The 13307-nt window shown below is 60.3% G+C and carries 10 protein-coding genes; 2 read left to right on the top strand and 8 right to left on the bottom strand.

Features of this window, described 5'->3' with window-relative positions:
- Positions 1 to 16: 16 nt before the first annotated feature.
- The 8 genes from trxA to regB form a co-directional block, all read right to left on the bottom strand.
- Complete coding sequence (trxA, locus tag QZ653_RS12090; RefSeq protein WP_296420348.1) at positions 17 to 337, bottom strand: thioredoxin; 321 nt, start codon at positions 335 to 337, stop codon at positions 17 to 19.
- Positions 338 to 395: 58 nt separating this feature from the next.
- Positions 396 to 3767, bottom strand: a complete 3372-nt coding sequence (gene addA / locus QZ653_RS12085) for a double-strand break repair helicase AddA (protein WP_296420347.1) — start codon at positions 3765 to 3767, stop codon at positions 396 to 398.
- Positions 3764 to 6700, bottom strand: a complete 2937-nt coding sequence (gene addB, locus QZ653_RS12080) for a double-strand break repair protein AddB (RefSeq protein ID WP_296420346.1) — start codon at positions 6698 to 6700, stop codon at positions 3764 to 3766. The genes addA and addB overlap by 4 nt, the downstream gene beginning before the upstream one ends.
- Positions 6693 to 7379, bottom strand: coding sequence for a nucleotidyltransferase family protein (locus tag QZ653_RS12075; RefSeq protein WP_296420345.1), 687 nt, complete (start codon positions 7377 to 7379; stop codon positions 6693 to 6695). Before QZ653_RS12075 ends, addB begins: the two co-directional genes overlap by 8 nt.
- On the bottom strand, positions 7376 to 8329 hold the full coding sequence (locus QZ653_RS12070; protein ID WP_296420344.1) for an aminoglycoside phosphotransferase family protein: 954 nt from the start codon (positions 8327 to 8329) through the stop codon (positions 7376 to 7378). The genes QZ653_RS12075 and QZ653_RS12070 overlap by 4 nt, the downstream gene beginning before the upstream one ends.
- Entirely contained in the window at positions 8322 to 8792 is a 471-nt protein-coding gene (gene tsaE, locus QZ653_RS12065) for a tRNA (adenosine(37)-N6)-threonylcarbamoyltransferase complex ATPase subunit type 1 TsaE (RefSeq protein WP_296420343.1), read from the bottom strand. The genes QZ653_RS12070 and tsaE overlap by 8 nt, the downstream gene beginning before the upstream one ends.
- A 40-nt stretch (positions 8793 to 8832) precedes the next feature.
- Complete coding sequence (locus QZ653_RS12060) at positions 8833 to 10431, bottom strand: PAS-domain containing protein (RefSeq protein ID WP_296420342.1); 1599 nt, start codon at positions 10429 to 10431, stop codon at positions 8833 to 8835.
- Between the two features lie 63 nt (positions 10432 to 10494).
- Positions 10495 to 11877, bottom strand: coding sequence for a sensor histidine kinase RegB (gene regB / locus QZ653_RS12055; protein WP_296420341.1), 1383 nt, complete (start codon positions 11875 to 11877; stop codon positions 10495 to 10497).
- An 87-nt stretch (positions 11878 to 11964) separates the two neighbouring features.
- Between regB and QZ653_RS12050 the strand changes: the two genes are divergently transcribed.
- Positions 11965 to 12591 carry an SCO family protein gene (locus tag QZ653_RS12050; RefSeq protein WP_296420340.1) on the top strand — a complete coding sequence of 209 codons (627 nt, stop codon included), beginning with the start codon at positions 11965 to 11967 and terminating at the stop codon, positions 12589 to 12591.
- A 63-nt stretch (positions 12592 to 12654) separates the two neighbouring features.
- Positions 12655 to 13200 (top strand): ActR/PrrA/RegA family redox response regulator transcription factor, encoded by a 546-nt coding sequence (locus QZ653_RS12045; protein ID WP_296420339.1) that lies wholly within the window; start codon positions 12655 to 12657, stop codon positions 13198 to 13200.
- Positions 13201 to 13307 lie beyond the last annotated feature (107 nt).

Genomic DNA, 13307 nt, shown 5'->3' with positions numbered 1-13307 from the left:
TAACAAATTCAATCTCTTAGATGCTTTCTTCGATCCAGCCCTGCAGCGCGGCTTTCGGCGCAGCACCTGTTTTGTTGGACACGACTTCACCGTCTTTGAACATGAACAGCGCTGGAATGCCGCGCACGCCCATCTGGGCAGGAGAATTGGGGTTTTCGTCCACGTTTACTTTGACGATCTTAACCTTGCCGTCCATTTCAGCGGACAGTTCTTCCAAAGCGGGGCCGATCTGTTTGCAGGGGCCGCACCACTCTGCCCAGAAGTCCACGACGACTGGGATGTCGGACTGGCGCACTTCGGCGTCAAAGGTTGCGTCTGTTACTGCTACGGTGGCCATCGGCTCTGCTCCTGAATGTTCGATTGAGGTCGGAACGTATGGGCGACATGGGGGGCCGTCAAGGCGTGGTCACACCTTTGAGAGCAGCGTCGAGGATCGCATCAGGCAGTTCTGTGGTCGTCCGCGTTTTCGTCCACAAAAGAACCGTGCGAATTCGGTGGCTTGGGTAGATCAATCGCAACGCATCGCGGTAGGCCGCCATCTGGCGGACCAGTCCGTCAGGGGTGTGTTCCGGCGTGGCTGGCGCAGCGCGGTTGGATTTGTAATCGACGGCGATAACCTCTGTGTCGGTCACCAACAGGCGGTCGATCAGGCCAAATGTCCGATACGGGCCAAGGTGAGGGAGGTTGGCGGAGATTGGCACCTCGACCAATGCGTCCTGAAACACCCAGGCAAGGGCGGGATCGTTCAGAACCTCCATCGCCTCAGCCAAAAGGGCGTCGGTGTCGTCGATCAGGCCGGTATCCGGCTGGTTGGAAATGAGCGAGTGCGCAATCGTGGCGCGCTCAGCGGGGTCAACGTCTGGCAAAACCTCAAGCAGAAGATGGATCAGGCGACCGTATGCGAGGGCCGCATCGCTGTCGTCGGTATGGGTCTCACCGGGCAGGATTTTGGCGCCGCCAAGGTCGGATGGGGACAGGGTCGTCGGGCGGTCAGGGATCGGTGGGATCTGTGCGCCAAAGGCGGGGGTCAGGGTGGCGGCTGTCTTGGTCTGCGATGGCTGGACCATCTGTCCCGCGTCCCAATTCCAGCGACTGAACCGTTTGCCGGTGCCGATGGTCGTGTCCAGATCAACCGCGTCTAGGTGGGTCATCGCACCAAGGGCTGTGGCGTGCCAACTGTCGTTTGCGTCCTTTCCAGTATCCCCAGCCGCGGCGACGATCAGCCAGTTTTCCGCCCGCGTCAGGGCCACGTACAGCAACCTGCGCCGTTCGCGATCCTGTGCATCCAGCATGTCGTCTTTCACGGCTGTCAGAACCGCGGGCATTTGGGCGGACTTTGGTTTCCAGAAAACGCTGGTGTCGCGGATCAGGAAGTCACCCTTCACCTCTCGTTTTCGTTTGGTGGTGTCGGGCAGGATGACGATGGGTGCCTCAAGCCCCTTGGCACCATGGACCGTCATCACACGGATGCGGTCACCCGCGCTGTCCATCTGGCGTTTGACGGTGACGTCTTCGGTTTGCAGCCAGCTGAGAAATCCGGTCAGGCTCGGCACCGCCGATTGTTCGTAGCCCAGCGCTTGCGACAGCAGCGCGTCGATGCCGTCTTCGGCCTCATGCCCCAGCCGCGCAATCAGGTTTTTGCGCCCTTTGTGGCGGATCAGCAGGCGGTTGATCAGATCATAGGGGCGCAGAAAATCGGATTGGTTCCGCAGGTCGGTCAGCACAGAAAGGGTCGCGTCGTGTCTGCCCGACGTACGCAACGCCTCCCACAAGGTCTGACCCTTGGGGCGGGGCTGGGCGAGGTGATACAGATCGCGTTCCGACCACCCGAACAGTGGTGATTTGAGCGCCGAAGCCAACGACAGGTCATCATCCTGCAAAGACAGAAATTGCAACAAAGCAGAGATGTCCTTGACCGCCAGTTCACCGCCCAGCTTCAACCGGTCGGCACCGGCGATATCAAGGCCGGCGGCTTTGCAGGCGGCAATGATTTCCCCGAAAATGTCGGACCGGCGCTGCACAAGGATCAGGATATCGCCGGGCGTGATTTTGCGGCGGCCCCAGTCTGTATCGTCGCGTCCTTTCACAGGCAGCGTTTCGTCGCTGATCATGCGTTTGATCTCAGCCGCGATGGTGCGGGCGAGGATGACTTGGTGGTTGGTGTCGCCCTTGAGGTCCACAGGGTCATCCCATTCGCGGTCATCATCTGACTTGGACGGTTCAATCACCGGCCAGACATCGACACGGCCGGGCATGTCGTCCTTGAACGCAAGATGGTTGATGCGCGTGTCCAACCCATCGGCCATGTCGCCGGTGAATGTCTGATCGACAAATTGCAGCACGGCGGCAGACGACCGGAAGGAGTATTCCAGTTCGGTCTTTTGCAGGGTCTTGCGGACCTTTGACAATTCCTCCGCGAAATATTCCCGCATCCGGTCAAAGCCTTCGGGGTCGGCCCCTTGGAATGAATAGATCGACTGTTTCTTATCACCCACCACAAAAACGGTGCGTTCCCGGTCGGGGTTGGCCCCTTCGCCCGTTGAAAATTCCTGCGTCAGAAGCCGCACGATATCCCATTGATCGGGGGAGGTGTCCTGCGCCTCATCCACCAGCACGTGGTCGACGCCACCGTCCAGTCGAAACAGCACCCATTGAGCAACGGCAGGATCCTGCAACAGGGCTTTGGCCTTGCCGATCAGGTCGTCAAAATCCAGCGCGCCGCGTTGAAGTTTCTTGGCCTCGTACCGGTCGATGAAGGGCGTGGCGAAGGTATAAAGCGCCTTGGTTTTGTGAAAGGCAGAAATGGCGTTAAGGTAATCCCAGGCGTCCGCCACACGGTCCATCCATGCGAACATATCGTCCAGCAGGTCTTCAAATGCGGTCCACGCGGATTTGTGGTTGGCACGGGGCCATTTGAGCCGCTCCCCGGCGGACGTCAGGAATGCGTCGAAGAGTGCGTTCAGCGTGTCCATATCCGGGGACGACAAATTCAGCGCAACAAGGTTCTTGGCAAAAGTCACATAAGAAGCAGGGGCATTGGGCGCGGCATCCAGCAAATCCTGCGCAAGGTCCGCCTCTCCTCCGATGAACGCGATCTTAAGGGCGGCTGTGGGATCAATCCCGTGGGTCAGGCCAAGGGTCCGGATCAGATGATCTTCGTCCAGCGGTTTCGACAGGATGGATTTGCGCGCCGTAACAGAGGCGAGGAACGCGCCGACCTCTGCCCCCGTATAGTGCCCTGCAAATGTGGCAAGCGCGGCGGCGTCCGGGCCGGTGGCCATATCGTCCAACACCTCTTCGCGCAAAAGCTGGGCGGCGCGGTCTTCCATTTCCTTGAATTGCGGGCTGACCTCAGCCTCCAGCGGAAAGCGCCGCAGGATGCCTGCACAAAACGAGTGGATCGTCTGGATTTTCAGACCGCCCGGCGTTTCGATGGCAGACGCAAAGAGGGTGCGGGCCATGGCGATGTAGGTGTGATCAATCGACGCCGCGATCCCGAGGTCTTTGAGGTCGCGGCGCAGTCGGTCGGGCGGCATCATCGCCCATTCACCCAGACGCTGGAACAGGCGGTTCTGCATCTCGGACGCGGCGGCCTTGGTGTAGGTCAGGCACAGAATGTTTTCGGGCTTGGTCCCCGCCAGCAACAGCCGCGCCACGCGGTCGGTCAGAACGCGGGTCTTGCCTGAGCCTGCATTGGCCGACAGCCATGTGGACAGCGTCGGATCGGCGGCCTCAATCTGGCGGCGCGTGGCATCGTTTTGGATCATGTCATGTCCTCTGCCACGGCGTCAGATGTTTCGTCCCATTCGCCGTAGCGGGCAAGGTGGTCGTAGGGGCCCTCAAACCGCGTCGTTTCATTGGCGGACCGAGAGGTGTAACCCTTGGCAGGGTCCATCCATTTGGCAATAAGTCCTTCGAAGCGGTCCCAGGTTTCCATCGCGGGTGCTTTGTTCAACGGGGCGCGCTGGTTCTTGAGGGTTGAACCAAGGCCGATGTAAACGGCGGCCTTTGTGCGCACGGCGGGCACATTCTTGAACGCACCTTTTTCCACCATCGCGGCCTCAAGCAGAAGCTGTTTGTCAAAATGCAGCTGTTGTTTTTCGCTGGGGACGGTGCCGGTCTTGTAGTCGTAGATCAGCGCCTCCCCGTCAGCATCCAGATCAATGCGGTCGGCTGTTCCGGTCAGCGTGAACGGCACGCGGCTGAGGGGCTGTTCGCCCTGTAATTCGGTGCCGAGGTTTCGGGTGTCTGTCTGGCGGTCCTGTTCTTCGGCCAGAAAGTGCGCGGCAAATCCTGCGATACGGGCACGCCACAAGGCGCGCATGGCGGGCCAGGGACATTCGGTGGCCAGAACGTCATCCGCTATGGCCATCAGTTCCGTCTCTGCTTTGGGGCTGGCAGGGTCGATCTTTTGTGTGATGAAACGGTCAAGGACCTTGTGCACAATGATGCCGCGCAGGGGGGCGTCTGCGGATTGGGCCAACGGATCAAGGACGTTTAGGCCCAGAACCTTGCGGGCATAGATCGCATAGGGATCGCGGATCAGGGTTTTGATCTGGGTGACAGACAGTTGATCGGGACGCGCGTCCGCCGGTGGGGCCGGGGATGGCCGTGGCGCGGGTTTTGTGGCGAAGGACGGGGCGGCAATGGTTTCGGCAAGGGTGATCCAGTGGTCCCCCCGCTGGCGCATCGCCTTCAAACATTCCGGGCCGCCTTGGTCGATCAGCCCCCCCAACAGATTGGTCAGACGGTTGACCCAACGGCTGGGGACGGTTTCCGCCTCGTCCGATCTGACAGCGCGGGACAGGATCACCTCACGCGCGCAGACTGCTTGTTGGTAGTCGTGGGCAGACAGGCCGATCCGGCGTTCGGGCAACAGCAACCCCGCCTCTTTGCGCAGGGGCCGGTTGAGCCATGGATCAGGGGTCGGCGCCTCTGGCCATGTGCCTTCGTTGAGGCCTGCGAGGATCACAAGGTCCGCAGATTGAACGCGGGCTTCCAACGTGCCCCAGATCAGGACGCCGGGGTGGCCGGTGTCGCGGTCGCGGACTTCGCCAGCTGCCAGAACGGAACTGGCAAGACGGCGGTATTCCGTGGCGGTCATTGTGCCACCCGCCTCAGCATGGGTTTGCAGTTCGGTCATCACACGGAAGGCTTCGCGGCCCGCCGCTTGCCGCCAGAGTTCGCCTGTCCCCTCACCATCGGGTCCGGCGGCGAGCAGGACCGCGATCGTCAGGTGGGTTCTGACATGATCGGAAAGGTGGGCGTCGGCCACGTTTGGTCGGGCGACACATCTGGACACCCATTCGGTCCAGCCGATCCGGTCGGGGTGCCTGTCCGAGGTTTTCGTCGCCCATTCCGCCAGACTGTCGGCGGTGGGAAAGGCCGGCCCGTAGCGGCGCAGGCGCAGTTCCAGATCATTGGTGTGCAGGGCGTGGCGGTTCTGGGCGCTGGCCGAATTTGTCAGCGGGTGACGCAAGATGACCAAAAGCCGTTCCGCATCGAGAGGTTCGCTCATCAAGTCGGCCACGTGTCGCAGGAACCGCCCGGGCGCGGAGAGTTGCAACGGCAGGCCCGCGCTGTCGTCCGGTTTGATGTCCCACCGGTCCAGTGCCGCCGTCACCTGACGGGTCAGCATCCGGTCGGGGGATATCAGGGCCGCCGTTTGCCCGTCCTCAACCGCCTGACGCAGCCGGGTCGCGATGGCGTCGGCCTCTGCCCTCGGGGTCGGGGCTTCGATCATGGTCATGGATGCGGTCGCATCCTCCAGATCGGTCAGGTCCGGTCCGTCGTCGATCCATTGGTGCGTCACCGGTGCGGGCCGCAACGACAAGGACACAAGTCGTGTCCGCGCAGACAAAGCCGGGGCCGCGTCGTGCCAGAGGGGGACGGTGTTCGGGTGAACATCCAGCGCGGTGCACAATGTCTTGAAACGGAACTGGGGATGGTCCTCACCCCCGCGGTCCGCATCCAGCATGTCCCAGACATGGTCCGGCATATCCGTGTCGTAACCGGGCAGGATAATCGCGCCTTGCGGCAGCCGTGCGACGGCCTGCATGAACAGATGGGTCGCACCGCGTGATCCGGTTGATCCTGCGACAATGACCGGATGATCGGGCGGCGTGTCCGCCCAGCGCGCAATCAGATTTTCGATGACCAACCGCTGGCGGCCTTCCGCATCAAGACGGTCATCCTGAAAGAAATCCTGCACCAGATTGACGAATTCCAACGCGCGGTCCCAATGGCCCGATTGGTCGGCAACATTGAGGGTTTTGATCGTGTCGGGGGAGACACCTTCGCCCTGCATCTCGCTCATCAGGTTAACGAGGCTTTCGGCAAGATCGAAGGCGGCTTCTTGCGCGGCGAGGGTCGGGTCGGCCTGCAGTAGTTTCTTGACCAGCTGCGCCACCTCAAGTTTGCGGCGCAGTGGTGCAATTGCGGGCGGGACGTCGCTGGTCAGGTGGTCCTGGGCAAGGTCGGTGACCAGCCGGATCCGCGGCAGCAGAAGGGCATCACCCTGATGGAAAAGCTGCGTCAGCCGCCGCGCCATCCGGCGGGTATTTACATAGATTTCAGACCGCGCGACGTCTTCGGGGGACATGGTGGTGAACCGTTTGCGCAGACCTGCGTAAAGGGCCTCCGAAAAGTCCCGCCCCAAGGGAACGGCAAACAGCCTTGGGGTGTCTTGCGGATCAAACATCAGTCGCGTTCAACATGTCTTCGGCCAGCGGGATACAATCGGGGCGGCCCACATCGCACCATTGGCCGTCGTACAGAACCCCGGCCATCCGACCGGCATCCAGCATGGGCTGCCAGAGTTTCCACATGGAAAATACCTGATCTCCGATGTCTGACAGACCGTCGGTCTTGATAATCTGCGCGCCGGAATAGACGGTCTGCGTTCCTGTGTGCAAAATGCCGTTGGCGTCCAGATCGAACCCTGTGGTGCCTTCGCCAGTGTGTCCAACGGCGTTGTCCTTGGGGATCACCAGCATCAGGGCGTCCATATTGTCGGGGTTCCATGCAGCGGCAAGACGTTCGAGGGGGTTCGGGCCTTTCCAGACAGCGTCGGTGTTCATGGTAAAGACCGGCGAGGGGCCAAGGAGAGGTCTGGCCTTTTTCAGACCGCCGCCCGTGTCCCGCAGGCCATCGCGTTCGTCCGAAATGGCGATTCCGGACCCGTTCAGATAGGTTTCGATCTGGTCGGCCCTGTAGTGGACGTTGACCACCTTTCGAAGCCCGTCCGCAAATTGCAAAGCGTGATCCAGAAGGGGCCGGCCCGACACGCTGACCATGGGTTTCGGCTGCGTATCTGTAAGCGGGGCCATCCGTGTGCCCAGACCGGCGGCAAACAACAGGATGGATGTCGGTGCCGTCATGATGTGTCTTTCAGAAGGAAACGAAGGATCAGGGGCCGGATGTCTGCCAGTGCCGGATGGGCCAGATCGGCATGAAGGTGGGCTGTGACCCGCGGGACAAAGTCGAGGTAGCGGGTTTTGCCGTCAACCTTGGCGAGACGGTGAAAAATGCCGAGGATGCGCAGGTTGCGTTGGACGGCCATGATGTGAAACGCCCTTCGAAGGTCGCGCGCATCGCCCGACGGATCAAGGCGTCGAAGAAGATCTTTCAGCAAATCATCGGACACATCCCGCCGCGCATCGCGCAGCAGCGATGCCAGATCATAGGTGGGGTGGGTGACAAACGCGTCCTGAAAATCCAGAAGCCCGACACGGTCGACCCCCGTTAACCCGCCGCGCCAGATAAGGTTTTCGGCGTGAAAGTCACGCAAGGACAGTGTAACCGGCTGCGGATCGACGGAAGCCAGAAGTTGGGTCATCTGGTCCATGATGTCGGCTTTAAGATCGGGGCTTGCTTCGGTGAATGCCCAGTCAAAAGCGGGTGCCAGCATTTGGGCACCGGTTGTCGGGGTCATGACGGGCAGTCCATCAGGGGCAGGATGGTCGGACAGGCGACGCAGAACATCGACGGCCGCGCCATAGAGCACGCCTTCATCGTCTGGGCGCACCGCCAGATGCGTCGCAAAATCGGCCTGTCCGAGGTCGCTGAGGATCAGAACACCGACCTCAAGGTCCTCTGCCAGAACATCCGGCGCAGCAAGGCCGAGGGACCGAAGGTGTCGTGCAACGGTGACGAAGGCTGCCTGACTGCCGCAGGTTTCCGGCGGCGCATCCATCAAGATAACGGTGTCCCCGTCTGGACCGGACAGGCGTTCATATCTTCGCGCCGATGCATCGCCTGCGATAGGGTTTCGCGTCCAGCCGGACCAGCCGTGGCCTGACAGCCAGTCGGTGATCTGACTGTCACGCATGTGCGAGAATATCCGTGACGCGGGCCGCCCATCGGGGCCCGAACGTCAAAAGAGCATCATGCGCCAAAGGATCGACTGTCAGATGTATGTGCAATGCATCTTCGGGCGCCAGATCGCCCAGAAGATCGGGCCATTCGATCAGACAAACGGCGGTGGCAAAGGCATCTGTCAGACCAAGTTCAACCGCTTCTTGCGTGTCGGACAGCCGATAAAGATCGGCGTGCCAGATTTCGAAATCGGAATGTTCGTACGTCTGGACAAGCGTGAAGGTGGGCGATGGCACCTCTGTATCCGGCCCCAGAAGGGTGCGGATGAACGCCCGTGCGAGGGCCGATTTTCCGGCCCCGATCTGGCCGCTAAGCAAGATGCAGTCGCCGCGTTCGGCCACCCTCGCAAGCGCCGCGCCAAGGGCATCTGTTGCGCCGGCGTCAGGAAGCGAAATATGGGCTTGGCTGGATGTCATGCCCCATCATTAAGGGCTGGCCGTGAACCCGCAAGGGCAATCAGCCGGACATTTTCCGTGATGATCTGTCGCGCAGCAGGGACGGGGCTTCGGACCGGTCCGCGCCAGCCGTGAACTGATTGAAGGTAATCTGGTGATGCCCGTCCGGCAGGGTGGCGTACTGACATGCAAGTTCGATATCATCGTTCAGTCTGACGGTGTCGTCCCAGACCATATCGCTGTTGCCGCGCAGGACAGCCTCGTTCAGTTTGACCCAAAGGGGCGACGGGGAGGCCACGCCCTGCCAGACTTTCAATTCCTCATCGAAATCGCGACTGGCAAGGACGCCTTCCTCATCACCCCCCCAAAGGGCGTGATAGGCGGCGTTGGCCATGATCATCGCGCCGGATGACGAAAACACGGCGACCGCGGACGTCAGATTGTCGAGAACCGCCGAGCTGACGTTGATCTGTGAACGGAATTTGCGGGTCAGCGAGATTTCGTCGCTGATGTCTTCAATCAGAAACGCAATTGCGCCGTCGGGATGGGGTTTGCCTGAGACGCGGAACGTCTGACCATTGGGCAAAAGCCAGCTTTCATGATAATTCCCCTCTTCGGCGGCGGATTCCAGTTCCATCATATTGTCGCGCCAGGAGGCATAGTTTTTCGGCTCCGGCATCATCTGGCCATCCCGAAGCCTGTCCAGAAAGGCAAACAGCGTTGGACGCCCGATCAGGAAATCGGGGGGCAGGTCTGTCAGGTCGACCAGCGCGGGGTTGAAGAGGACCAGGCGACGCTCTGCGTTGAAAATCGCCAACCCGACGGACAGCTGCGCGAATGTTTTCGTCAGCGTCTGGACGAAATTGCGCTGGGCGTCCTGCGCGGTCACGACGGCGGTTGCATCAACGGCAAAATGGATCGTTTCCGTCCCGCGTTTCTGGCTGCTGACTTCATAGTAGGTCGGGGATGAATGGTCAGAAAAATCGATACGGTGCATTTCGATAACAGGCGCACTGCCGACAGGTTTGGGTGCATCCTTGAAAATCTCCTGCGGTGGCCATGGCCGGATTTCATCGTCAGCCAGCGGAAAGATCGTTTCGCTAAGTTCGATGTAGGCGCGGTTGGCCCAGACCAGCACGCCTTCTGCGTCGCGTTTCCAGATAAGCTGCGGTGAATCCTCACCAATGCCGCGAAGTGTTTCGAGTTCATGTTCGATGGCATTTGCGGTCAACGGATCAATCGTCTGGTCGGGGCGGTCCTTGTCCTGAACCAGCGTCAACCGCGCAACCCCGTGCCAGAACTCAGCGTCGATCCACCCCGGTTGATCATCCTCGGGTGCGATTTTCTTGTGGCCTTGCAGGGCCAAATCCCCCAACTGCGACCGCAGATGGGGAAACCGGGCGGACAGCAGGCCAAGAAATGTCTCCCAATCCGACCGTCCGTTTTGGGCGCTTTTCAGCAAGGCATAGGCACGCGGTGTGGCATCAAGCAGATGTTCGTCATCGAACAGGAAGGTGACGGATCCTTCGGCCTCCTGCATGAGGCTGCGACCCAAAATTGCTGTCGGCCGCGTTTGCATCAGCCAGATACCAATCAACGCCAAAGCAGCCGCGCTGCCCAGCAGCAGCGCACCGACGATGACGATTGGGTCCTGCTGCATGAAAACGTCCTCCGACTCAGCGGAGTTCAGGATTGTTCAGTTTAGTTAATTTGCGGTTAAGATTTAGGTAATGGGTGTGTTCTCGCCCAAGGCACCACGGCTGGTTTCGGACGTTGCCTCGATTGCGGGGCGGGGCCATTCGGCGCTGACGATTGCACCGCCCCGCAGGCCGGACAGCGCCCGCGCGCCGCCGTTGGCAAAGCCAAGGCTGGCACCGGACCGTTCCAGCAATGTCTTTGCGATAAACAGCCCAAGCCCCATCCCTTCGTAACCCGGTCGCTGTCGCCGGTCCTCCCCCGATCTTCGGCTGCGCACAAACGGATCCCCGATCCGGCCCAGAACCGACTGGGAAAACCCCGGACCGTCATCGCTGATGCGGACAGTGATGACATCTGCCGTCCAGCTGATGTCGATGCGCACGGTGGAGGATGCAAAATCCACTGCATTCTGGGCAAGGTTCCGAATGCCGTGAATGATTTCGGGGCGTCGAAAGATATCAGGCTGACGCAGCGGGCCGTCTTCGGGGGGCCGCGTCCGGATGTGGACGAGTTTGCCGCGATCCAGATGCGGTTCACAGGCTTCGCGGATGACGGTTTCGATGGGCGCGTAGCGCAGCAAATGATCTTCTTTTCCGGCGCGCCCCATAGACCGCAGAATATCCCGACAGCGATCCGCCTGTTCGCGAATCAAAAGGGCGTCTTCGCGCAAGTCGTCGTTGTCTTCCAGTTCGTCAATCAGTTCACTGCTGACCAGTTTGATCGTGGCAAGAGGGGTGCCAAGTTCATGGGCGGCGGCAGCGACAACGCCACCCAGGTCGGTCAGTTTCTGTTCGCGCGCGAGAGCCATTTGCGTGGCCACCAGCGCCTCCCCCATGGACAGCGTTTCCTGCGTGACCTGCCGCGCATAGATGCCCACAAAAACAACCCCGATCACCAAAGACAGCCAGAAGCCGAACACGAACAGATCAGGCAGGATCAGGGGGGCGCCGTTTCGCGTCATGATCGGGATGTTGATGAACCATAAGGCGGTCACAATCACCAAACCGGTGCCGCCGAGGATCAGCGTGCTGCGCAAAGGCAGGATGGTCGAGGCGACGGTGATGGGCGCAAGGATAAGCAGGGCAAACGGGTTGTTGAGGCCGCCCGTCAGATACAGCAGCACGCCCAGTTGCAGCAGGTCGAAACCGATCAGCAGATCGGCCTGACCTTCGGTCAGACGGCGGTTTTCGGGATAAAGGAAATAGGACACCACGTTGACGAGGACAGGCGCACCGATCACAAGGGCAATCAACCCGATTTCCAGTTCAAGATCATAGATATAACGCGCGGCCAGAACGGCAGTGACCTGACCGGCCACAGCAAACCAGCGCAACACCAGAAGTGTCCGCATCCGCAGCCAGTTGCTGCGTTTGCTGTTCTGGAACACATCCGGTTCTGTCTGCGCCATTTTGACCTGTTACGCTGTTGTGACTTCCCACCTGAACATGGTGCGCATACTTAGGCGTCAACCGCGAGAGTTTTCAAAAGGTGTTTCATGTCCAGGACCTATGCCATTGCCGCCGGTGCGGTTGTCGTCGCTTTGCTGGGGGGCACGTTTGCCGCGACACAGATGGGCGGACCTCAGGAAGCGTTTGCGCAATGCCGTGCGTCGCAGGCTGCGGGCGGGGCGATTGGTGGTCCGTTCGAGTTGGTCCGCGAGGATGGTGAGACCGTGACAGACGCGGATGTGATCACCGGACCGACGTTGATCTATTTCGGGTATACCTTTTGTCCTGACGTGTGCCCGTTGGACGTTCAACGCAATGCTCAGGCAGTGAATATCCTTGATGAACAAGGGGTTGAGGTGACGCCGGTGTTTATCTCCATTGATCCTGAACGGGACACGGTGGATGTTGTCCGGGACTTTACGGACAATTTTCATGACCGGATGATCGGGCTGACAGGATCACCTGAACAGGTGCGCGGGGCTTCGCAGGCGTACCGGACGTATTATGCCAAGCAAGACAGCGAGGATGAATATTACCTCGTCGATCATACGACCATGTCATACCTCGTTTTTCCCGAGGCCGGTTTTCAGGAATTCTACCGTCGCGATGTCACGCCGGAGCAGATGGCCGAAAGCCTTTCGTGCTTTGTTGAGGCTGCAGAGACGGCAAGTTGACGCGGCGGTTTGACCGACGGGGTCCGCGGCGCTACCTCTTTGGCAACATTGAAGGGTAAGGCTATGGAACTCGAACCGATTGGCGACGACGCATCCCTGTTGCTTGTGGATGACGACGAACCGTTTTTGCGGCGTCTGGCGAAAGCCATGGAAAAACGTGGATTTGCAGTGGAAACGGCCGAGTCTGTTGCCGCCGGCAAGGCGATCGCGACGGCGCGTCCGCCGGCCTATGCGGTGGTTGATCTGCGGCTTGAGGACGGCACCGGACTGGACGTGGTTGAGACGTTGCGCGAACGCAGACCGGAAAGCCGGATCGTGGTTCTGACAGGGTACGGCGCCATCGCAACGGCGGTGGCTGCGGTGAAGATCGGGGCGACGGATTACCTGTCAAAACCGGCGGATGCGGCGGACGTGATGAATGCGCTTTTGTCGAAGGATGATGAGCTGCCACCCCCGCCGGAAAACCCGATGTCAGCCGATAGGGTGCGGTGGGAACATATCCAGCGGGTCTATGAATTGTGCGACCGCAATGTGTCTGAAACGGCGCGGCGGTTGAACATGCACCGGCGGACCTTGCAACGGATTTTGGCAAAACGCAGCCCGCGTTAAGACTGCCTGAAAACGGCGGGCATATCCCGTACACAACCGGTACACAGGCCGTACACACCGCGTATGTACACCTGCCCTTAACCTGTTGAGGCGAGAAGCCATTTCAC

The sequence above is a fragment of the Pseudooctadecabacter sp. genome (assembly GCF_020627745.1).
In the GTDB taxonomy this organism is placed as follows: Bacteria; Pseudomonadota; Alphaproteobacteria; order Rhodobacterales; family Rhodobacteraceae; genus Octadecabacter.
Note: the sequence above shows the minus strand (reverse complement) of the source record. Positions and strands in the feature narration are given on the sequence as shown.

What these genes read in the sequence shown, in the direction of transcription:
- addB (WP_296420346.1), bottom strand. Translation starts at nt 6,700, where the DNA reads ATGTTTGATCCGCAAGACACCCCAAGGCTGTTTGCCGTTCCCTTGGGG.
- QZ653_RS12050 (WP_296420340.1), top strand. Translation starts at nt 11,965, where the DNA reads ATGTCCAGGACCTATGCCATTGCCGCCGGTGCGGTTGTCGTCGCTTTG.
- QZ653_RS12060 (WP_296420342.1), bottom strand. Translation starts at nt 10,431, where the DNA reads ATGCAGCAGGACCCAATCGTCATCGTCGGTGCGCTGCTGCTGGGCAGC.
- QZ653_RS12045 (WP_296420339.1), top strand. Translation starts at nt 12,655, where the DNA reads ATGGAACTCGAACCGATTGGCGACGACGCATCCCTGTTGCTTGTGGAT.
- regB (WP_296420341.1), bottom strand. Translation starts at nt 11,877, where the DNA reads ATGGCGCAGACAGAACCGGATGTGTTCCAGAACAGCAAACGCAGCAAC.
- QZ653_RS12075 (WP_296420345.1), bottom strand. Translation starts at nt 7,379, where the DNA reads ATGACGGCACCGACATCCATCCTGTTGTTTGCCGCCGGTCTGGGCACA.
- trxA (WP_296420348.1), bottom strand. Translation starts at nt 337, where the DNA reads ATGGCCACCGTAGCAGTAACAGACGCAACCTTTGACGCCGAAGTGCGC.
- QZ653_RS12070 (WP_296420344.1), bottom strand. Translation starts at nt 8,329, where the DNA reads ATGCGTGACAGTCAGATCACCGACTGGCTGTCAGGCCACGGCTGGTCC.
- tsaE (WP_296420343.1), bottom strand. Translation starts at nt 8,792, where the DNA reads ATGACATCCAGCCAAGCCCATATTTCGCTTCCTGACGCCGGCGCAACA.
- addA (WP_296420347.1), bottom strand. Translation starts at nt 3,767, where the DNA reads ATGATCCAAAACGATGCCACGCGCCGCCAGATTGAGGCCGCCGATCCG.